The organism is Actinomadura geliboluensis, from assembly GCF_005889745.1.
Taxonomy (GTDB): domain Bacteria; phylum Actinomycetota; class Actinomycetes; order Streptosporangiales; family Streptosporangiaceae; genus Spirillospora; species Spirillospora geliboluensis.
The window spans coordinates 1-20,933 of sequence record NZ_VCKZ01000126.1 but is presented as its reverse complement, the minus strand read 5'-3'; the positions used below and the strand labels follow the sequence as shown (position 1 = coordinate 20,933).

The window sequence follows — 20,933 nt, the reverse complement described above, 5'->3', positions numbered from 1 at the left end:
GCCGGGGTCTATGCGGCGGTCGGGGTTGCGGGCGTTCCAGGCGCGCATGCGGGGCGGGTAGCCGACGATCTGGACGTCGTAGATGGGCAGGCCCAGGTCGCGGGCCACCTTGCCGATGACCTTCGGGGAGCCGACGCGGCGGCGGGTCCACTCGCCGTCGTGGGCGACGGCGACGGCGGTGGTGTCGGTGGCGAAGGTCTCCGGCTCGACGAAGAACTCGACGCCGCGGCGCGAGCGCGCGAAGGCGATCAGCGCCTCGATGTCGGTGTCGGTCGCCTCGCGGTCCAGCCGCGTCACCGAGGACCCGCGGTGCCTGCGGATCCCGAACCGGTCCCGGAACCTCATCGCCCACCCCGTCCTCTGCTCGCGGATGCGGTGTACGACGATAACGACATACCGGGTGCGCAGGTTCCCGACACAGCGGCGGAATGCCCGGCGGGCAAGGGCCTGAGCCCTAGACTGGCTGATCTTGGGGGAACGTCAGCGGGGGTGTTGATGGGCGGGCTGCAGCTTGTCCGGCGTGGGGCGGCGGCCGTGCTCGCGGCGGCGGTGTGCGGGTGGCTCAGCTCGCTCGGCGGGGCCCCGGCGGAGGTCCGGCTCACCGCCGCGCACGGCGAGGCCCCGGCCGCGAAACCGAAACCGAAGCCCAAGCCGAAACCACCGCCGCCGCCTCCGGACTGCGCGCGGGTCAAGTGCGTGGCGCTGACGTTCGACGACGGGCCGGCCGCCAGTACGGCGGAGCTGCTCGACATCCTCGCCGCCCGCAAGGTGCGGGTGACGTTCTTCGTGGTGGGGGAGAACGTCGTCCAGCATCCGGAGCTGGTGCGGCGCGAGCACGAGGCCGGGCACGAGATCGGCGACCACAGCTACACGCACGCCGACCTCGGGACGGCGTCCGGCAAGAAGGTCGTGTCGGAGCTGACGCGGACGCAGGAGGCCGTCCGGCGGGCGTCGGGGGTCACGCCGGTGCTGCTCCGGCCGCCGTACGGGTCGATGTCGAAGCGGCTCGCGAAGGCCGCGCGGGAGCAGGGGCTCGCGCAGGTGCTGTGGACGGTCGACCCGCTCGACTGGCAGCACCGCGACAGCGCGTACGTCGAGAAGCGGGTGCTGAAGGCGGTCAAGCCCGGCTACGTGGTGCTGATGCACGACATCCACCCGACGACGGTGAAGGCCGTCCCGCGCATCATCGACCGGCTGGCCGCGCAGGGGTATGTGTTCGTGACCGTGTCGGAGCTGTACGGCGGGCGGCTCGTCCCGGGGAAGGAGTACGGCCAGACCGGTCGGCCGATGGCCGATTCAGGGGCGGCTCAGGGTCATCCCTGATGGTCCGCGGGCGCCGCTGCGCCCAGCATGGAGGGTATGGACAGCAGCTACGCGGTGGGGGACCTGCGGGTCTCGGACGCCGAGCGCGAGTCGGCCATCCAGCGGCTCCAGCACGCCTACGCCGAGGGGCGGCTCGACGAGGACGAGTTCGACATGCGCGTCCAGCTGGCGATCACGTCGAAGACGCGCAGCCAGCTGGGCGGCGTCACCCGCGACCTGGAGCCGGTCCGGCCGGCGCCGGTCGCCGAGGCCGTCACGGGGGAGGACCGGATGCTCGCGGCGGCGGCCCACGCCGTGGCGGTGCCGACGCTGTTCGTCGGGCCGCTCGTGCTGATGCTGCTGAGCGGCAAGCGGTCGGAGTACGTCCGGCGGCAGGCGGCGGAGGCGGTCAACTTCCAGGTGACGCTGCTGCTGCTCACGATCGTCACGTTCGGCGTCGGCGGGATCGTGTACGCGGTCGCGTGGGTGCTGTCGGCGATCGCGGCGGTGTACGCGCTGACCGGCGGCACGTTCCGCTATCCGTGGATCCTGCGCCTGGTCAAGTGACCGGGGTTTGTCGGCATGCGCCTCAGGGGAAAGGTTGACGTGGCCGCCCTGTAGCGGTTTCTGTCGCCTCCAGGAGACGAAACGACCGATGTGTACGCCGACGGGGTTATTCCCCTCTCGACCTGTGACACCTGCAACGTCCGAATTATGTGGACGATGCATGGGATGATCGATTTACTAGGTCAGGGAGGGGCTAGATGACGGAGCTTGCGGTCAAGGGCGACCACCAGCGGGCGGTGGACGCGCTCAAGAGGTCCTACGAGGCGATCCCGAAGGGCACGCCGGTACGGCTGGCGAAGCGGACCTCGAACCTGTTCCGGTGGCGCGACCCCTCGGCGGCGCCCGGCCTGGACGTGTCCGGGTTCGACAAGGTGCTGAGCGTCGACGCGCGGGAGCGCACGGCGCAGGTCCAGGGGATGACGACCTACGAGGACCTCGTCGACGCGACGCTGCCGCACGGGCTGATGCCGACGGTCGTCCCGCAGCTGAAGACCATCACGCTGGGCGGGGCGGTGACGGGGCTCGGCATCGAGTCGACGTCGTTCCGCGACGGGCTGCCGCACGAGGGCGTCCTGGAGATGGAGGTCCTCACCGGGGACGGCGAGATCGTCACGGCGACGCGCGACAACGAGCACTCCGACCTGTTCTTCGGGTTCCCGAACTCCTACGGGACGCTCGGCTACACGCTGCGGCTGAAGATCGAGCTGCGGCCGGTCAGCCCGTACGTCCGGCTCCGGCACCTGCGGTTCACCGACGCGGTCGAGCTGGCCAAGGCGATGGGCGAGATCACCGAGTCGGGGACGTTCGAGGGCGAGTCCGTCGACTTCATGGACGGGACGTACTTCAGCCCCGGCGAGCAGTACATCACGCTCGGCTTCTTCGCCGACTCGGCGCCGTACACCTCCGACTACACCGGCCAGCAGATCTACTACCGGTCCATCCAGGAGCGGTCGGTCGACTTCCTGACGGTCCGCGACTACATCTGGCGCTGGGACACCGACTGGTTCTGGTGCTCGGGCGCGTTCGGCGTGCAGAACCCGACGGTCCGGCGGCTGTGGCCCGACAAGTACAAGCGCTCCGACGTGTACCGCAAGCTGGTCGCCTACGACCGCCGGTACCACATCATCGCGCGCGCGGAGCGCTGGCGGGGGCTGCGTCCGCGCGAGGACGTCATCCAGGACATCGAGGTGCCGGTGGAGCGGCTGCCCGAGTTCCTGGAGTTCTTCCACGACAAGGTCGGCATGAGCCCGGTCTGGCTGTGCCCGCTGCGTGCGAAGGAGCGGTGGCCGCTGTACCCGCTGGAGACCGGCCGCCCGTACGTGAACGTCGGCTTCTGGGGGACGGTCCGCATCCCGCCCGGCCAGATCCCCGAGTACCACAACCGGCTCATCGAGCGGAAGGTCGCTGCCCTCGACGGGCACAAGTCCCTCTACTCGACGGCCTTCTACGGCCGGGACGAGTTCTGGCGGTACTACGACGGGGAGACCTACCGGCGGCTCAAGGGGCGCTACGACCCCGCCGAGCGGCTGCTGGACCTCTACGACAAGTGCGTGCGCGGACGCTGACATGCGCCCGCCGTATCGGGGGAGCCCACGGGGCCGAGGGCCGGCAGGCCGGGTCCGGGCGGAGAGACAGGAGGGATCACCATGACGCTGGCCAGGGTCTTCGAGCGGCTCGCCGGGGCTGAGGCGCCAGTGGAGTTCACGGCGTACGACGGATCGCGGGCGGGGGTGCCCGGCGCCGACATCAGGTTCGACGTCCGTTCGCCGTACGCGGTGTCGTACCTGCTGCGCTCACCGGGCGCGCTGGGCCTCGCCCGCGCCTACGTCACCGGGATGATCGACGTCGACGGCGACATGATCGAGGCGCTGACGACGATGCAGCAGGTGCTGAGCGAGGTGACGCCGCGCGACAAGGCGCGGATCGCCGGCTCGGTCTTCCGCGACCCGCTGCTGCGCGGCGCGGTCTCGCGCCGGCTGGACCCGCCGCCGCAGGAGGCGCCGTTCAGCCGGATCCCGTCGTGGCTGCGGCACTCCAAGCGGCGGGACGCGAAGGCCATCTCGCACCACTACGACGTCTCCAACACCTTCTACGAGTGGGTGCTCGGCCCCTCCATGGCGTACACGTGCGCGTGCTATCCGCACGAGAACGCGACGCTGGAGGAGGCCCAGTTCAACAAGCACGACCTGGTCGCGAAGAAGATCGCGCTCAAGCCGGGGATGCGGCTGCTGGACGTGGGCTGCGGCTGGGGCGGCATGGTGATGCACGCCGCGAAGGAGTACGGGGTCAAGGCGCTCGGCGTCACGCTGTCCAAGCAGCAGGCCGAGTGGGCGCAGAAGGCGATCGCCGACCGGGGGCTGTCCGACCTCGCCGAGGTCCGGCACATGGACTACCGGGACGTGACGGAGACCGGCTTCGACGCGATCAGCTCCATCGGCCTCACCGAGCACATCGGCAAGGCGAACCTGCCGTCCTACTTCTCGTTCCTTTACGGGAAGCTGCGCAAGGGCGGCCGGATGCTGAACCACACCATCACGCGTCCGGACAACACGGCCCCGTCCCGCAAGGAGAACGGGTTCATCAACCGGTACGTGTTCCCGGACGGTGAGCTGGAGGGGCCCGGCTACGTCCAGATGCAGATGAACGACGCGGGTTTCGAGATCCGGCACCAGGAGAACCTGCGCGAGCACTACGCCCGCACGCTGACCGGCTGGTGCCGGAACCTGGACGAGCACTGGGACGAGGCCGTCGCCGAGGTGGGCGAGGGCACCGCCCGGGTGTGGCGCGTCTACATGGCGGGCTGCGTGCTCGGCTTCAACCAGAACTGGATCCAGCTGCACCAGACGCTCGGCGTCAAGCTGCACGACGACGGCGCGAGCAACATGCCGCTGCGTCCCGACTGGGGATCGTGACGGGCGACCCGCTCCCGCCAGTGTGACGAGCCGACCGGGCGTTCTCGGTCGGCTCGTCGGCGTCCGGGCCCTGGTCAGGCGCGGGCGGCGTCCCAGGCGGCGCTGCCGAGGAAGTAGGTGTCGTAGAGCTCTTGGACGTCCAGGAGGCTCTCGGGCGGGACCTTGCCGTAGGCGATGCGCTCCAGGTGCCGGAAGTACTCGAACCGCTCGACGCCGGGCGTGATGACGATGAGGATGTCGGCGTCCTCGCCGGGCGCGGCGGCGAAGGCGTGCGCGAGGCCGGGCGGGACGACGACGAGGTCGCCGCGTTCGGCGGTGACGACCTGCTCGCCGGACAGCAGTTGCGCGGTGCCGTCCAGCATGTAGAACAGTTCGGCGGAGCCGTCGTGGCGGTGCGGCTTGGCGCCGTCGGCGCCGCCGGTGAGCGTGACCCGCTGGGTGGACAGGGCGCCGCCGGTCGAGCTGCTGTCGGCGAGCAGCCGGATGGTGGTGGGGGCCCGGCCGACGACCTCGGCCTCGGCGGAGCGGACGATCACGGACGAGTCGAAGTCCGGCGAGATCAGCGACATGGTGCCTCCTGGGTTCGGCATGGTTCGTAACGGTCGGTCGGGCCTGCGGTGGTCTTGCCCGCCGCCGCGGCGGCGCCGACGGCGCGCCGCGGCCGGGACGGGCGGCCCGCGCGGACGGGCGATGCGGTTGTCATATCAGCCGGCGAGGACAGCGCCGGCTCTCTCCGGATCCGGGACGGCTCCCGTTCGGAGACCGGAGGTCGGTCAAAGCGGAGCAGACCTGGCAGGCGAGCGCTCACCTGCAACGCCCGTGTCAGAGGGCGAAGAGCAGGGCGGCGCTGACGAGCACGATCACGGCGGTCGCGAAGTGGATGCCGAACGCGGTGGCCTTGGTGCCGCCGTGGCGCAGCACGATCAGGGTGTCGCCGAGGGGTGCGAGGGCGACGATCAGCATGTACCAGCCGGCGGCGTGGGCGCTCGCGAAGGCGATGAGGGCGAGGCCGAGGACGCCGAAGGTGAGGTCGCGCACCCCTTTGATCGCCAGGTAGGCGTCGGCGCCGCCGCCGGGCTCGGCGGGGACGCCGTACCCGGCGGCGGCCGCGTGCGGTGCGTAGAGGAAGCGCGCGCCGATGAAGACGACGAACAGGGCGAGGACGATCGCGAGGCCGTAGGCGAGGGGGGCGAGCATCAGGCATCTCCGATTGCTAGCAGTGCTAGGAACAGAATCGACGCTAGCACAAGCATTGGCAGAATGGCTAGCGCTGCTAGAATCGCTGCCATGTCAATCCAGGCGCGCCGGGAGCGCGAGCGGGCGGAGCGGGAGCGGCTGATCGTCACGGCCGCGCGGGAGCTGGCCGAGGCCGAGGGCTGGGACGCGGTGACCACGCGGCGGCTCGCCGCGGAGATCGAGTACAGCCAGCCCGTCCTCTACAGCCACTTCAAGGGCAAGGACGCCATCATGGCGGCCGTCGCGGTCGAGGGGTGCGCCGAACTGGCCGCCGACCTGCGCGAGGTCCGCGAGGAGGCCGCGGACCCCGCCGCCGCCCTCGCGGGCGTCGCCCGCGCCTACGCGGGGTTCGCCGACCGCAGGCCCGCCCTCTACGACGCGATGTTCGTCCTCGCCGTCGACCTGCCGTTCGCGACCCCCGAGGCGCCGGCGCCGCTGAAGGAGGCGTTCGGCGAGCTGCGCGAGACCGTCCGGCCGTTCGCCGGCGAGGACGAGCTGGAGACGCTCACCGAGACGTTCTGGAGCGCGCTGCACGGCCTCGTCTCCCTGATGCGCAACGGCCGCATGCGCCGCGCGCACCACGACCAGCGCCTCGCCGTCCTGATCCGGCGCTTCTCGAACTGACCTGCCGCCGGTCAACATTCGTCCTGCTTCGATATCGGCGCAGTTCAGTGCGGGTAGGGCGTGGTCAAAGGACCAGCGAACTCGGGGGACGGGAGGCCATGCACATCCGGTCCCCGGTGAAGCCGATGCTGACCGTGACGGTCGACCGCGTCCCGCCGCCGCAGGCGTGCCCGGGCGGCTGCCGCTACGAGCCGAAGTTCGACGGGTTCCGCGCGGTCGCGATGGTGGACGAGGACGGCGACGTCCAGCTGTGGTCGCGCCGCCGGGTGCGGTTCAACGAGGCGTTCCCCGAGATCGTGGTGGCGGTCGGCGCGGCGTTCCCACCCGGCACCGTGGTGGACGGCGAGATCGTCCGCTGGGGGCCGGACGGCCGCCTCGACTTCGGCGCGCTGCAGCGCCGGCACGTCGCCGGCCGCCGCCGGGCCGAACTCGCCCGCGACGAGCCCTGCCACTACGTCGTGTTCGACGTCCTCGAATCGGGCGGCGCCGACCTGCGCCCGCGGCCGCTGCGCGAGCGGCGGGACGTCCTGGAGGCGCTGCTCGGCGACACGCCGCCCGGCGCGCGCGTGATCGGCACGCCGCAGACCGCCGACGTCGAGGAGGCCCTGCTGTGGTTCGACGCGCTGGCCGAGCAGGGCATCGAGGGCCTGGTCGTGAAGGACGCCGACGGCCCCTACGAGGAGGGGCGGCGCCGCTGGTGGAAGGTGAAGCGGCGGATCACCGCCGAGGCGGTCGTCGGCGGGGTGACCGGCACCCGGCAGGCGCCCGAGTCGCTGATCCTCGGCCGCTACGACGCCGAGGGCCGGCTCCGCGTCGTGGCGCGGACGACGCCGCTGGCGCCCGCCGCCCGGACCGTTCTCGGCGGCGTGCTGCGGCACGCCGGGCCGGACCATCCGTGGCCGCCCGAGCTGCCCGCCGGGTTCGCCGGCGGGCTGTACGGCGCCCATCCGCCGATCCGCTACGTGCGGACCGAGCCGGAGGTCGTCGTGGAGTTCAGCGGGGACGCCGCGGTGGAGGGCGGCCGGTGGCGGCACGCCGTCCGGTACCACCGGATCCGGACCGACCTGCCGCCCTCCGAGGTGCCGGAGTTCGGCGCCCCCGCCTGACCGGGGCGGCGGCGCCGGACGTGTTTATCGGCGCTATCCGGAACGTAGTTCCGGCATGATCCGGAACGGGATGTCCGTGCGGCGCCTCAGCGGCGGCGCAGGGAGGCGTCGAGCAGGGCGGGCGGGGTGTCGAACTTCTCGTGCGCCGCGAGGTCGGTGCCGGGGGCGACGATCGCGTCGATCGCGTCCAGGACGTCGGCGGGCAGCACGGTGTCGGCGGCGGCGAGCTGCGCGTGCAGGTGGTCCAGCGTGCGGGGGCCGATGAGCGCGCTGGTCACGGCCGGATGCGCGGTCACGAAGCCGAGCGCGAGCTGGATCATCGTCAGCCCGGCCTCGTCGGCGACCACCGCGAGCCGCTCGACCGCGTCCAGCCTGGCCTGGTTGGCGGGGAGGGACAGGTCGAACCGCTCGGGCATCAGCGCCGAGCGGCGGGTGCCGGCCTCCCGCCCCGCGCGGACCGCCCCGGTCAGCCACCCCGAGGCCAGCGGGCTCCACGCCAGCACACCGAGGCCGTACTGCTCGGTCACGGGCAGCACGTCCGCCTCGATCCCGCGCTGCAGGATCGAATAGCTGGGCTGCTCGGTCGCGTAGTGGCTCAGGCCGCCGGCGCGGGCCGCCCACTCCGCCTGGACGATCCGGTACGCGGGGTACGTCGAGGAGCCGAAGTAGCGGATCTTCCCCGCGCGCTGCAGGTCGGTCAGGGCCGACAGCGTCTCCTCGTCACTGGTCGACGGGTCCCACCGGTGGATCTGGTAGAGGTCCACATGGTCGACGCCGAGGCGGCGCAGGCTGTTGTCCAGCGCGGTGACCAGCCAGCGGCGCGAGGCGCCGCGGTGGTTGCGCTCCTCGCTCATCGGCATCCCCGCCTTCGTGGCGAGCACGATGTCGTCGCGGCGCCCGGCGATGGCCTTGCCGACCATCTCCTCCGACTCGCCGCGGCCGTACATGTCGGCGGTGTCGATGAGGTTGACGCCCGCCTCCAGCGCGGCGTCCACGATGGCGGTGGCCTCGTCCTGCGGGGTGTCGCCGATCGCCCCGAAGTTCATCGCGCCGAGCGCCAGCGAACTGACCTGCACGCCGGTGCGGCCCAAGGTGCGGTACTGCATGGACGGTCTCCTTCATAGGCGAATGCGTTCATGGGCGAATGCGCATGACCGGTGCTCCGCTCTGGCATCATGGAGCCAAAGCGGAACCGTGTTCCTGAACGATACGGAACATGGTTCCGCATTGCAAGCGCGCGCAGTTGGAGCAGTGGAGGGACGCACGGTGAACGACGGCGGCGAGGGCGGGCGGGGCGCGGCCCCGTCCAAGCGCAAGGACGCGCGGCGCAACCGGGAGGCCCTGCTCAACGCGGCCGCGGCGGTCTTCGTCGCGTCCGGGGTGGACGCGCCGGTGCGCGACATCGCGGCCAGGGCGGGCGTCGGCGTGGGGACCATCTACCGCCACTTCCCGACGCGGGCGGACCTCATCATCGCCGTCTACCGGCACCAGGTCGAAGCCTGCGCCGAGGCGGGGCCCGAACTGCTCGGAAGCTGCCCGACCCCGTACGCCGCGCTGGGCCGCTGGATCAACCTGTTCGTCGACTTCCTGGTCACCAAGCACGGGCTCGCCGCCGTGCTGCGGGCCGACGACCCCGGCTTCGGCGCCCTGCACGACTACTTCCTCGACCGGCTCGTCCCCGTGTGCGGCCGCCTGCTGCGAGCCGCGGCCGACGCGGGCGAGATCCGCTCCGACGTGGACGCCCTCGAACTCATGCGCGGCGTCGGGAACCTGTGCATCGGGGCCGACTCCGATCCCCGCTACGACGCGCGCCGGCTGGTCGGGTTCCTTGTCGCGGGCCTGCGCCGCCCGGAGTGACCGCGCCGGCCGAAGTGACCGCCCGCAGCCGCGCGGGCCATGGACGCGACCCGTCCCCGGTGGTAAGCAAGCACTGACGGGCCGGTGTCGCGGCCCGGCGGAGTGCGGAGGCCCTCATGGACTACGACTACGTCATCGTCGGCGCCGGATCCGCGGGCTGCGCCCTGGCCGCGCGGCTGTCGGAGGACCCGTCCGTCACCGTCGCGCTGCTGGAGGCCGGCGGCCCGGACGACAAGAGCGAGATCCACGTCCCGGCCGCGTTCGCCAAGCTGTTCAAGACCGAGTACGACTGGGACTTCAGCACCGCCGAGCAGGCCGAGATGGACGGGCGGGAGCTGTACTGGCCGCGCGGCCGGATGCTCGGCGGGTCGTCCTCGCTCAACGCGATGATGTGGGTGCGCGGCCACGCCGCCGACTTCGACGGGTGGGACGTGCCCGGCTGGTCGTACGCCGACGTCGAGCCGTACTTCAAGCGCGCCGAGGGACGCGTCGGCAGCAACGAGGGCGGCGTGTACGGGACGACCGGCCCCGTCACGATCTCCGAGCAGCGCAGCCCGAACGCCTCGACCCGCGCGTTCCTCGACGCGTGCGCCGCCGCCGGGCTGACCCGGCTGCCCGAACTGAACGGGCCGTCGAACGAGGGGTACGCGCAGACGCCGGTCAGCCAGCGCCGCGGCCGCCGGTGCAGCGCCGCCGACGCCTACCTGCGCCCCGCCCGCAAGCGCAAGAACCTGTCGGTCGTCACCGGCGCGCCGGTGACGAGGATCCTGATCGAGGACGGCCGCGCGACCGGCGTCCAGTACGGCGGCGAGCGCGTCACCGCCCGCCGCGAGGTCGTGCTGTCGGCGGGCACGATCGGCTCGCCGCACCTGCTGATGCTCTCCGGGATCGGCGACCCCGGCCAGCTGCGCGCCGCCGGCGTCGAGCCGGTCCTAGAGCAGCCGGAGGTCGGCCGCCACCTGCAGGACCACCTGTCGGTCGGCGTCGTCCGGCACTGCCCGAAGAAGGTCACGCTCGCGGGCGCCGAGTCGCTGCCCAACATCGTCCGGTACCTGGTCGCCCGGCGCGGGCCGTTCACCTCCAACGTCGGCGAGGCGGTCGTGTTCCTCCGCAGCGACCCGGCGCAGCCCGCGCCCGACCTGGAGCTGGTCTTCGCGCCGGCCCCGTACGTGGCGCACGGCCTCACCCCGCCGACCGAGCACGGCGTGACGCTCGGCGTCGTCCTGCTGCGACCCGAGTCGGCGGGGCGGATCACGCTCGCGTCCGCCGACCCGGCCGCGCCGCCGTCGATCGACCCGGCCTACCTGACCGGCGAGAGCGACCTGCGCCGCCTGGTCCACGGGCTCAAGTACGCCGACGAGCTGATGTCGGGCGACGCGCTCAAGCCCTACGTCAGCGAGCCCATGGACCCCTACGTCGGGCCGGACGACGAGGAGGCCCTCGCCCGCTACGTCCGGGGGCACGCCGAGACGCTGTACCACCCGACCGGCACGTGCCGCATGGGCACCGACGACGACGCCGTGGTGGACCCGGAGCTGCGCGTCCGCGGCGTCGAGGGCCTGCGCGTCGCGGACGTCTCGATCCTCCCGGAGATCACCCGCGGCCACACCAACGCGCCCGCCATCATGATCGGCGAACGCGCCGCCGACCTGGTCAGGACAGCCAGCCGAGGATCCGCGCGTTGACCTCGTCCGGCCGGTCGAGCTGGAGGAAGTGGCCGGCCTCCGGAACGGACTCGGCGCGCGAGCCGGCCGGGAGGGCCGCGCGGACGGCGTCGAGGTCGACGACGTCGGCGCCGAGGCAGCCGTCGTCGGCGCCGTGCAGGTAGAGGACGGGCACCTCGCCGATGGCGGAGGCCGCCTCCTGCTCGGCGGCGTACCGCTCGATGAGCTTGGACGGGTCGAGCATGGCGCGGTAGTAGCCGATCGCCGCCTCGGCGTTGGCCGGGGTGGCGAGGCACTCCATGACGTGGTCGACGTCCGCCGTGCGGTCGCGGCCGTCCGCGGGTGACCAGTCGCGCCACAGGCCCTCGATGAACGCGCGGTTCAGCGCGAGCTCCGCGAGGGGCGTCTGGAAGACGAAGATGTAGAACGAGCGCTTGAGCTGCTCGTAGTCGAAGAACGCGGTGGTCATCACCGACATCGGCGGGACGGACATGGCGACGGCCTTCCGCCACCGGCCGGGCGCGACGTTCGCGGCGCCATAGGCGGTGAAGGCGCCCCAGTCGTGGCCGATGACGACGGCGTCGGAGCCGCCGCCGAGGGCCTCGTGCAGGGCGACGGCATCGGCGGCGAGCGCGCCGGTCTGGAAGGCGCCGTCCTCCGGGACGGACGTGGGCGCGTACCCGCGCATGAACGGCGCCACGGCACGGTACCCGGCGGCGGCCAGCTCGGGCATGAGGTGCCGCCAGGTGTGCGCCGAGTCGGGGAAGCCGTGCAGCAGCAGGGCCAGCGGGCCGTCCTCCGGGCCGGCCGCCAGGTAGCCGAAGTCGAGCCCGTTCGCCGTGACGGATCCGGTCGTGATGTCGCTCATGTCCCGCCTCCTCGGTTCGCGGCGCACGCTACCGGGCGGCCGGGAGGTCCCGGTGATCAGGGCTGTCATCCTTCGGATATCGGTGTATCACTATCTATTTACAGCGGAATCCGTACTCACTTAGCATCATGACAACGGGATCAATCGCATCTGAGGGAACGTGATGACGGAGCCGGACGTGACCAGCGAGCAGCACGACGCGATGCAGAGGGCGGCGCGCGACCATCTGTGGATGCACTTCGCGCGCCACTCGGGGTCCCAGGGCGGCGCCGAGATCCCGGTGATCGTCCGGGGGGACGGCCCCTACGTGTACGACTCGGCGGGCCGCCGCTACCTGGACGGCCTGTCCGGTCTGTTCACCGTCCAGGCGGGGCACGGGCGCGAGGAGCTGGCGCAGGCCGCCGCCAAGCAGGCCGCCGAGCTGGCCTACTTCCCGATCTGGTCGTACGCGCACCCGAAGGCGGTCGAGCTGGCCGAGCGGCTCGCGGACCTCGCGCCCGCCGGGCTGGACCGCGTCTTCTTCACCACCGGCGGCGGCGACGCCGTGGAGAGCGCGTGGAAGCTCGCCAAGCAGTACTTCAAGATGACCGGCAGGCCCACCAAGCACAAGGTCATCAGCCGCGCGGTCGCCTACCACGGCACCCCGCACGGCGCCCTGTCGCTGACCGGGCTGCCCGGCCTGAAGGCCCCGTTCGAGCCGCTCGTGCCGAGCGCGTTCCGGGTGCCGAACACCAACATCTACCGGGCCGCCGAGCACCGCGACGACCCTGAGGCGTTCGGCCGGTGGGCCGCCGACCGGATCGAGGAGGCCATCGAGTTCGAGGGCCCCGAGACCGTCGCCGCGGTGTTCCTGGAACCGGTGCAGAACTCGGGCGGCTGCTTCCCGCCGCCGCCCGGCTACTTCGAGCGCGTCCGGGAGATCTGCGACCGGCACGACGTCCTGCTGGTGTCGGACGAGGTCATCTGCGCGTTCGGCCGGCTCGGCACGATGTTCGGCGCGCAGCGCTTCGGCTTCACGCCCGACATCATCACCTTCGCCAAGGGGGTGACCTCGGGGTACGCGCCGCTCGGCGGCATGCTCGTCGCCGACCGGCTGTTCGAGCCGTTCAAGCACGGGACGGAGATGTTCGCGCACGGCTACACCTTCGGCGGGCACCCGGTGGCGGCGGCCGTGGCGCTGGCCAACCTCGACCTGTTCGAGCGCGAGGACCTGAACGGCCACGTCCTGCGCAACCGGGACGCGTTCCGCGCCACGCTGGAGCGCCTGCGCGACCTGCCGATCGTCGGGGACGTCCGCGGCGACGGCTACTTCTACGGCATCGAGCTGGTCAAGGACGGCGACACGCGGGAGACGTTCGACGACGACGAGTGCGAGCGGCTGCTGCGCGGCTTCCTCGACAAGGCGCTGTACGAGGCGGGCCTGTACTGCCGCGCCGACGACCGCGGCGACCCCGTCGTGCAGCTGGCGCCGCCGCTGGTCTGCGACCAGCCCCACTTCGACGAGATCGAGCAGATCCTGCGGTCGGTGCTCACGGAGGCGTGGGCGCGGATGTGAGGGCGATGCCGGGTCCGGCGGGCGGGCCGGGCCCGGCGCGGCTAATGTGAGGCGGGTCACCTCGCCGATCAGTGTGCGCTTGCCGCTTTACTTTGAGAGGCTGCCTGTAAACCGAATCAGGTTCGGAATGCGATGAGGTGGTGGGCAGCGTGCTCAAGGTCGAGGACATCAACCTGACGGACTGGGAGTTCTGGCGGCGGCCGCACGAGGACCGGCACGAGGCGTTCAAGGCGCTGCGCTGGCACCCGGAGCTGGTCCGCTTCGAGGAACCCGACATCATCATCGCGCCGCGGGGCCCCGGCTACTACGCGCTCACCCGGCACGCCGACATCGTCGAGGCGTCCCGCCGCCCGCAGGACTTCTGCTCCGGCAAGGGCGCCATCAGCATCCCGGACATGCCGGGCGACATGCACGAGTACTTCGGCTCGATGATCAGCATGGACGACCCGCGGCACGCCAAGATCCGGCGCATCGTCTCCCGGGCGTTCTCCCCGCGCATGATCCAGCGGTTCGAGGACCAGGTCGAGCACGTCGCCGGGGAGATCGTGGCGAACGTGGCCGCGGGCGGCGGCACCGGCGACTTCGTCGCCGACGTCGCGGCCCGGCTCCCGCTGAAGATCATCTGCGACATGATGGGCATCGGCGAGGAGCACTACACGACCGTCCTGGACGCCACGAACGTCATCCTCGCCGGCAACGACTCGGAGTTCCTGCCCTCGGAGAACCCCGAGGAGATGGCGATGGCGCTGCTCGGCGCCGGCGAGACGCTCAAGGGCATCGTCGAGGACCTCGGCCGGCGGCGCCGCGAGAACCCCACCGACGACCTGACGTCCGCGCTGGTGAACGCCAACGTCGACGGCGAGTCGCTCAGCGACCAGGAGCTCGGCTCGTTCTTCATCCTGCTGGTGGTCGCCGGCAACGAGACCACCCGCAACGCCATCGCGCACGGCCTCGACCTGTTCACCCGCCACCCCGACCAGCGGGCCCTGCTCACCGCGGACTTCGACGGCCGCGTCGCGGGCGCGATCGAGGAGATCGTCCGGTACGTGTCGCCGGTCATCTGGATGCGCCGCACCGCCACCCGCGACACCGTGCTCAACGAGCACGAGATCAAGGAGGGCGACAAGCTCGTCCTCTACTACTGGTCCGGCAACCGCGACGAGTCCGTGTTCGCCGAGCCGGAGAAGTTCGACATCCTGCGCGACCCGAACCCGCACGTCGGGTTCGGCGGGCCCGGGCCGCACTTCTGCCTCGGCGCGCACCTGGCCAGGCGCGAGATCACCGTGATGTTCCGGGAGCTGCTGCGCCGGACGCCGGAGATCCGCGCGACCGCCGAGCCCGCCCGGCTGGAGTCCAACTTCATCAACGGGATCAAGCGCCTGCCCTACGCGTTCTGAGCCCTCGACCGGGCCTACCCGGGGCCTCGGCGCGCGGTGGAACGCCGCGCCGAGGCCCCCGGGCCCGGCGTCGGGTCAGCGCAGCTCGCGCTTGAGGATCTTGCCGGTGGCGGTCATCGGCAGCTCGTCCCGGAACTCCACGATCCGCGGGTACTTGTAGTTGGCGAACTGCTCCTTGCCCCACGCGACCAGCTCGTCCTCGGTCACGGCGGCGCCGGGCTTGCGGATCACGTACGCCTTGATCTCCTCGCCGTGCGAGGGGTGCTCGACGCCCACGACCGCCGCCAGCGACACGTCCGGATGCGTCATGAGCACCTCTTCCAGCTCCCGCGGGTACACGTTGTACCCGCCGCGGATGATCATGTCCTTGGAGCGGTCGATGATGTAGTAGTAGCCCTCCTCGTCACGGCGGGCCACGTCACCGGTGCGGAACCAGCCGTCCTTGATCGAGGACTCGGTCGCCTCGGGCCGGCCGTAGTAGCCCTTCATGATGTTGTGCCCGCGGATGGCGATCTCGCCGGGCCCCTCGCCCTCGATCTCCTTCCAGTCGTCGTCGATCAGCTTCATCTCGACGCCCCAGACGGGCAGGCCGATCGAGCCGGGCTTGGTCGGGCGGTCCGGGCGGTTGAACGAGGCCACCGGCGACGTCTCGGAGAGGCCGTAGCCCTCCAGGACGTCCACGTCGAACTTCTCCTTGACGCCCTTGAGGACCTCCATCGGCAGCGCCGACCCGCCCGACACCGCGACCCGCAGGTTCTCCTTGATCGTCGCGATGTCCTCGGCGGAGGTCTCGTCGGTCAGCAGGCCCCAGTACATCGTCGGGACGCCCGCGAAGATGTTCACCTTCTCCTTGACCATCAGCTCGACGGCCTGCTTCGCGTCGAACCGGGCCTGCATGACGAGGGTCGCGCGGCGGTAGAAGCCGACGTTCATCACGCACGTCTGGCCGAAGATGTGGAACAGCGGCAGCGTCACCAGCGAGGTGTCGTGCAGCGTCCGGTAGAAGAGCGTGTCGTCCACCATCGCGTTCGACAGCAGGTTGCTGTGCGTGAGCTCGGCGCCCTTCGGCTGGCCCGTCGTCCCGCTGGTGTAGATGATCACGGCGGTGTCGTCCGGGCCCGTCTGCGCGGTGTCGAACGTGCCCGGCTGCCCGGCGAGCGCGGCCCAGAACAGCTCCGCGCCCTCGATCGGGGACTCCGTCGCCGCCGGGTTCGCGGGCAGCAGGAAGAAGTGCTCGCACCCCTCGGCCTGCGCGAAGCCCGCGTGCCCCATCTCGCCGAGCGGCAGCTCCGGGGTGCCCTCGAAGCAGAAGAAGGCCTTCGCGTCCGAGTCGCCGAGGTGGTAGGCGATCTCGCGCGGCTTGAGCAGCACGTTCAGCGGGACGACCACCGCGCCCGCCTTGAGCGCCCCGAAGTACACCATCGGGAAGTACGGGAGGTTCGGGCTGGACAGCGCCACCTTGTCGCCCGGGCCGATGCCGCGCGACCGCAGCAGGTTCGCGACCTGGTTCGCGACCGAGTCGATGAACGCGTAGGAGAGCCGAAGGTCGCCGAAGACGACGGCCTCCCGTTCGGGCGTCTCCCTGGCGGCGTCCTCCAGCAGCACGGACAGGTTGAGCATGGCACTCCTCGCGCGAAAGGTGACCGGCCGGTTAGTTACCGACGAGTCTACGAACGGTTCCGCACATCCTGCTGCACCGGACCGGGAGAAGGCCACCTCTTCCGGCGCTTTGACGTGGCATTTCGTTCTTGCCCCGCTTCTACCGCCCGCGCCGGTGCCTTAACCGCAGGCGGGAGGGCTTGCGGCTGCGCTACTCTTGATGTATGTCAGCCAGGCTGCTCCTCGAAGGACCACGTTGACGAACTGACGTCAGCGTGGTGGCCCCTCCTGTGCGAGGGGCCGTTTCATGTCGGCGGACGGCCCAGGACCCTGAAGGACGAAGCGGAGTCTGTAAGCGTGAGCAGCGACGAGCAATACGACCCACGGGCGGTTCAGGACAAGTGGCAGGCCCGCTGGGCGGAGCTCGACCCGTTCGCGGCCGATGAGAAGGACACCGCCACCGAGCGCCGCTACGCGCTGGACATGTTCCCCTACCCCAGCGGCGACCTGCACATGGGGCACGCAGAGGCGTTCGCCATCGGCGACGTCCCCGCGCGCTACTGGTTCCAGCGCGGCTACAACGTGCTGCACCCCATCGGCTGGGACTCCTTCGGCCTGCCCGCCGAGAACGCCGCCATCAAGCGCGACTCGCACCCCGCCGAGTGGACCTACGCCAACATCGAGACGCAGGCCGCCTCCTTCCAGCGGTACGCGCCGTCCTTCGACTGGACGCGCCGCCTGCACACCTCCGACCCCGAGTACTACAAGTGGACGCAGTGGCTGTTCCTGCGCTTCTACGAGCGGGGCCTGGCCTACCGCAAGGGCGGCCACGTCAACTGGTGCCCGAAGGACCAGACCGTCCTGGCCAACGAGCAGGTCGTCGGCGGGCACTGCGAGCGCTGCGGCGCGCTGGTCGAGAAGCGCGTGCTGACCCAGTGGTACTTCAAGATCACCGACTACGCCGACCGGCTGCTGGACGACATGGCGCAGCTGGAGGGCAAGTGGCCCGAGCGCGTCCTGCTGATGCAGCGCAACTGGATCGGCCGCTCCACCGGCGCCGACGTCGACTTCGCCATCGAGGGCCGGGACGAGCCCGTCACCGTCTACACCACCCGCCCCGACACCCTGTTCGGCGCGACGTTCATGGTCGTCGCCGCCGACGCCGCGCTGGCCGAGGAGATCTGCCACCCCGACCACCGCGCCGCGTTCGAGGCCTACCGCGAGGAGGTCTCGCGGGAGAGCGAGATCGAGCGGCTGTCCACCGAGCGCGAGAAGACCGGCGTGTTCCTGGGCCGCTACGCGGTCAACCCGGTCAACGGCGAGCGGCTGCCCGTCTGGGCGTCCGACTACGTGCTGGCCGAGTACGGCCACGGCGCGATCATGGCCGTCCCCGCGCACGACCAGCGCGACCTGGACTTCGCGCTGAAGTTCGGCCTGCCGGTCCGCGTCGTCGTCGAGACCGGGCTGGACGACCCCGCCGAGACCGGCGTCGCCACCCCCGGCGACGGCGCGATCGTCAACTCCGGGCCGATCGACGGCCTGGGCAAGGCCGACGGCATCGCCCGCATCATCCAGATCCTGGAGGAGCGCGGCACCGGCCGCGGGTCCGTCAACTTCCGGCTGCGCGACTGGCTGGTGTCCCGGCAGCGGTTCTGGGGCTGCCCGATCCCGATCGTGCACTGCCCGTCCTGCGGCGAGGTCCCCGTCCCGGACGAGCAGCTGCCGGTGACCCTGCCCGAGGGCCTGCGCGGCGCCGACCTGGCGCCCAAGGGCACCTCGCCGCTGGCCGCCGCGGCCGACTGGGTCAACACCGACTGCCCCAAGTGCGGCGGCGCCGCGACCCGCGACACCGACACCATGGACACGTTCGTCGACTCGTCCTGGTACTACTTCCGCTACTGCTCGCCCGGCTACGAGGGCGGCCCGTTCGACGTCGAGCAGGTCCGCCGGTGGATGCCGGTCGACCAGTACACCGGCGGCGTCGAGCACGCGATCCTGCACCTGCTGTACAGCCGCTTCTTCACGAAGGTCCTGTACGACATGGGCATGATCGACTTCACCGAGCCGTTCCGCCGGCTGCTGAACCAGGGCCAGGTGATCAACCAGGGCAAGGCGATGTCGAAGTCGCTGGGCAACGGCGTCGACCTGGGCGAGCAGATTGGCGAGTTCGGGGTGGACGTCGTCCGGCTGGCGATCCTGTTCTCCGGCCCGCCCGAGGACGACATCGACTGGGCCGACGTGTCCCCACACGGGATGTCGAAGTTCCTGTCCCGCGTGCACCGCATCGCCACCGAGGTCTCGTCCGCGCCGGGCGCCGACCCCGCGACCGGCGACACGGCGCTGCGCCGCGTCACGGCCCGCACCGTCGACGAGGCCACCACGCTGGTCGAGACGGAGCGGTTCAACGTCGCGATCGCGCGGATCATGGAGCTGGTCACCGCGACCCGCAAGGCCATCGACTCCGGCCCCGGCGCCGCCGACCCGGCCGTCCGCGAGGCCGCCGAGACGATCGCGATCCTGCTGTCGCTGTTCGCGCCCTACACCGCCGACGAGGCGTGGGAGCTGCTGGGCCGCACCGCCCCGGTGATCCGGGCCGGCTGGCCGACCGCCGACCCGGCGCTGCTGGTGGAGGAGTCGGTCACCTGCGTCGTGCAGATCGCCGGCAAGGTCCGCGACCGGCTGGAGGTGCCGCCCGGCATCGCCGACGAGGAGCTGGAGCGCCGCGCGCTGGCCTCGGCCAAGGTCCAGGACGCGCTGGGCGGCGCCGAGATCATGAAGATCATCGTCCGCGCCCCCAAGATCGTCAACATCGTCCCCAAGCGCTGACCGCCGCCCCCGCGCCCCCATCCCGGGGCGCGGGGGCCGCCGTCGGGCTCGTAGGGATCGGGCCGGTGGGCATGCCGATGGGCCGCCGGAGAGCCTCCGGCGGCCGTTTCGGCGTGCGCGCTACATCTTGCGGAGGACGGCGACGACGCGGCCCAGCACGGACGCCTCGTCGCCGGGGATCGGCTCGTAGGCGGGGTTCTGCGGCATCAGCCAGATGTGGCCGTCGTCGTGCCGCTTGAAGGTCTTGACCGTGGCCTCGCCGTCGATCATGGCGGCCACGATGTCGCCCTGCTCGGCCACCGGCTGCTGCCGGACCACGACCCAGTCACCGTCCGCGATCGCGGCGTCGATCATCGAGTCACCGGTGACCTTCAGCAGGAAGTGCGTGCCCTCGCCGACGAGCTGCTTCGGCAGGGTGAACACGTCCTCGACGGACTCCTCGGCGAGGATCGGGCCACCGGCGGCGATCCGGCCGACGAGCGGCACGTAGGCGGGCGCGGGCTGCGCCGTGGCCGGCTGCCCTCCCGCTGCCTCGTAGGCCTCCTCGTCGGTGCGCACCGGCGTCGCGCCGGGCACCCGGACCTCGACGGCGCGCGGGCGGTTCGGGTCGCGCCGCAGGAAGCCCTTGCGCTGCAGCGAGCGGAGCTGGTGCGACACGCTGGAGGTGCTGGTCAGCCCCACGGCCTCGCCGATCTCGCGCATCGACGGCGGGTAGCCGCGGCGCTGGACCGAGTCGCGGATCACCTCCAGCACCATGCGCTGTCGCTGCGTCAGGCCCGTCTCGTCCATCGGCCCGTCGGGCAGGTCCCGGACCTTGCTCATCGCTCGTCGCCTCCCGGGCGCCTCGATCGGTCACTCCTCGTCATGAACGCTATCGCGTCCCGGCCTAATGATCAAACAATTGTTCGAAGATGTACTCGCTTTTTCCGGGCGCCGCCTGATACAACATCGTACAGGCGTTCGATCGAAAATTCATTCGACGACGAGGAGTGGAGAGATGTCCGGTTCACTCCGCGGTGACCGCCCCCCGATCCGCCTGACCCGCCGCGGCCGCGCCGTTCTGGTGGGCTTCGCCGCGACCGTCACCCTCGTCGCGCTCTGGCTCACCGTCGGCCCCGGCGCCTTCGCCGGCGCCGGCGAAGGCGACCGCGGCGGCCCGTCCGGCCCGCCGCGCACCGTGGTCGTCGGGCCCGGCGACACGCTGTGGGGCATCGCGTCCGCCGCCGACCCCGGCGCCGACCCGCGGCGGACCGTGGACCGCATCATGGACCTCAATGGCCTGCGCGGCGACCCCGTCGTCCGGCCCGGCCAAGAAATCCGCCTCCCCGCCGGCTGACGCGCCTTCGCACCCGCGCCCAGGGGCGTGCGGGTGGGTGTGGTCCGATGGGGGCGGCTCGTGGTCGCCGGGGGCGTATTTCGG

The 20,933-nt window shown here is 71.5% G+C and carries 19 protein-coding genes; 12 read left to right on the top strand and 7 right to left on the bottom strand.

The window, feature by feature from the left end:
• Positions 1–345: hypothetical protein (locus ETD96_RS18595; RefSeq protein ID WP_138637726.1), on the bottom strand; the 345-nt coding region annotated here is incomplete at its 3' end.
• Between the two features lie 150 nt (positions 346–495).
• Between ETD96_RS18595 and ETD96_RS18590 the strand changes: the two genes are divergently transcribed.
• The 4 genes from ETD96_RS18590 (at position 496) to ETD96_RS18575 (ending at position 4,781) form a co-directional block, all read left to right on the top strand.
• Positions 496–1,323 (top strand): polysaccharide deacetylase family protein, encoded by an 828-nt coding sequence (locus tag ETD96_RS18590; protein ID WP_138637725.1) that lies wholly within the window; start codon positions 496–498, stop codon positions 1,321–1,323.
• Positions 1,324–1,359: 36 nt separating this feature from the next.
• Positions 1,360–1,869 carry a DUF1707 and DUF4870 domain-containing protein gene (locus ETD96_RS18585; protein WP_240807825.1) on the top strand — a complete coding sequence of 170 codons (510 nt, stop codon included), beginning with the start codon at positions 1,360–1,362 and terminating at the stop codon, positions 1,867–1,869.
• Between the two features lie 197 nt (positions 1,870–2,066).
• Positions 2,067–3,434, top strand: coding sequence for an FAD-binding oxidoreductase (locus ETD96_RS18580; RefSeq protein ID WP_138637723.1), 1,368 nt, complete (start codon positions 2,067–2,069; stop codon positions 3,432–3,434).
• Between the two features lie 81 nt (positions 3,435–3,515).
• On the top strand, positions 3,516–4,781 hold the full coding sequence (locus tag ETD96_RS18575; protein ID WP_138637722.1) for an SAM-dependent methyltransferase: 1,266 nt from the start codon (positions 3,516–3,518) through the stop codon (positions 4,779–4,781).
• 74 nt (positions 4,782–4,855) lie between these two features.
• On the opposite strand, the gene ETD96_RS18570 is transcribed toward ETD96_RS18575, so the two are convergent.
• Complete coding sequence (locus ETD96_RS18570; protein ID WP_138637721.1) at positions 4,856–5,350, bottom strand: cupin domain-containing protein; 495 nt, start codon at positions 5,348–5,350, stop codon at positions 4,856–4,858.
• Positions 5,351–5,603: 253 nt separating this feature from the next.
• Positions 5,604–5,978 carry a DUF4267 domain-containing protein gene (locus tag ETD96_RS18565; protein ID WP_138637720.1) on the bottom strand — a complete coding sequence of 125 codons (375 nt, stop codon included), beginning with the start codon at positions 5,976–5,978 and terminating at the stop codon, positions 5,604–5,606.
• Between the two features lie 90 nt (positions 5,979–6,068).
• Between ETD96_RS18565 and ETD96_RS18560 the strand changes: the two genes are divergently transcribed.
• Together ETD96_RS18560 and ETD96_RS18555 are read left to right on the top strand one after the other, a co-directional pair.
• The gene (locus tag ETD96_RS18560; RefSeq protein ID WP_138637719.1) at positions 6,069–6,641 is read left to right on the top strand and encodes a TetR/AcrR family transcriptional regulator; all 573 of its coding nucleotides are present in this window, start codon (positions 6,069–6,071) and stop codon (positions 6,639–6,641) included.
• A gap of 98 nt (positions 6,642–6,739) precedes the next feature.
• Positions 6,740–7,747: an ATP-dependent DNA ligase gene (locus tag ETD96_RS18555; protein ID WP_240807823.1), complete on the top strand. Its 1,008-nt coding sequence runs from the start codon at positions 6,740–6,742 to the stop codon at positions 7,745–7,747.
• An 86-nt stretch (positions 7,748–7,833) separates the two neighbouring features.
• On the opposite strand, the gene ETD96_RS18550 is transcribed toward ETD96_RS18555, so the two are convergent.
• Positions 7,834–8,853 (bottom strand): aldo/keto reductase, encoded by a 1,020-nt coding sequence (locus tag ETD96_RS18550; RefSeq protein ID WP_138637718.1) that lies wholly within the window; start codon positions 8,851–8,853, stop codon positions 7,834–7,836.
• A 145-nt stretch (positions 8,854–8,998) separates the two neighbouring features.
• Between ETD96_RS18550 and ETD96_RS18545 the strand changes: the two genes are divergently transcribed.
• Entirely contained in the window at positions 8,999–9,604 is a 606-nt protein-coding gene (locus tag ETD96_RS18545; RefSeq protein WP_240807821.1) for a TetR/AcrR family transcriptional regulator, read from the top strand.
• 116 nt (positions 9,605–9,720) lie between these two features.
• A complete protein-coding gene (locus tag ETD96_RS18540; protein ID WP_138637716.1) occupies positions 9,721–11,289 on the top strand; it encodes a GMC family oxidoreductase in 1,569 nt (522 codons plus the stop codon).
• Here the strand turns inward: ETD96_RS18540 and ETD96_RS18535 are convergent.
• Positions 11,258–12,136, bottom strand: a complete 879-nt coding sequence (locus ETD96_RS18535) for an alpha/beta fold hydrolase (RefSeq protein WP_138637715.1) — start codon at positions 12,134–12,136, stop codon at positions 11,258–11,260. The two genes, ETD96_RS18540 and ETD96_RS18535, sit on opposite strands and share 32 nt — an antisense overlap.
• 163 nt (positions 12,137–12,299) lie before the next feature.
• Here ETD96_RS18535 and ETD96_RS18530 point away from each other — a divergent pair, with 163 nt between their 5' ends.
• Positions 12,300–13,691: an aspartate aminotransferase family protein gene (locus ETD96_RS18530; RefSeq protein WP_138637714.1), complete on the top strand. Its 1,392-nt coding sequence runs from the start codon at positions 12,300–12,302 to the stop codon at positions 13,689–13,691.
• 140 nt (positions 13,692–13,831) lie between these two features.
• Entirely contained in the window at positions 13,832–15,088 is a 1,257-nt protein-coding gene (locus ETD96_RS18525; RefSeq protein WP_420884768.1) for a cytochrome P450, read from the top strand.
• Between the two features lie 75 nt (positions 15,089–15,163).
• On the opposite strand, the gene ETD96_RS18520 is transcribed toward ETD96_RS18525, so the two are convergent.
• Complete coding sequence (locus tag ETD96_RS18520; protein ID WP_138637713.1) at positions 15,164–16,708, bottom strand: long-chain-fatty-acid--CoA ligase; 1,545 nt, start codon at positions 16,706–16,708, stop codon at positions 15,164–15,166.
• Between the two features lie 336 nt (positions 16,709–17,044).
• Between ETD96_RS18520 and leuS the strand changes: the two genes are divergently transcribed.
• Positions 17,045–19,513 (top strand): leucine--tRNA ligase, encoded by a 2,469-nt coding sequence (gene leuS / locus ETD96_RS18515; RefSeq protein WP_171069099.1) that lies wholly within the window; start codon positions 17,045–17,047, stop codon positions 19,511–19,513.
• 120 nt (positions 19,514–19,633) lie between these two features.
• On the opposite strand, the gene lexA is transcribed toward leuS, so the two are convergent.
• Positions 19,634–20,335 carry a transcriptional repressor LexA gene (gene lexA / locus ETD96_RS18510; protein WP_138637712.1) on the bottom strand — a complete coding sequence of 234 codons (702 nt, stop codon included), beginning with the start codon at positions 20,333–20,335 and terminating at the stop codon, positions 19,634–19,636.
• Between the two features lie 175 nt (positions 20,336–20,510).
• Here lexA and ETD96_RS18505 point away from each other — a divergent pair, with 175 nt between their 5' ends.
• A complete protein-coding gene (locus ETD96_RS18505; protein ID WP_205719335.1) occupies positions 20,511–20,849 on the top strand; it encodes a LysM peptidoglycan-binding domain-containing protein in 339 nt (112 codons plus the stop codon).
• Positions 20,850–20,933: the final 84 nt, after the last annotated feature.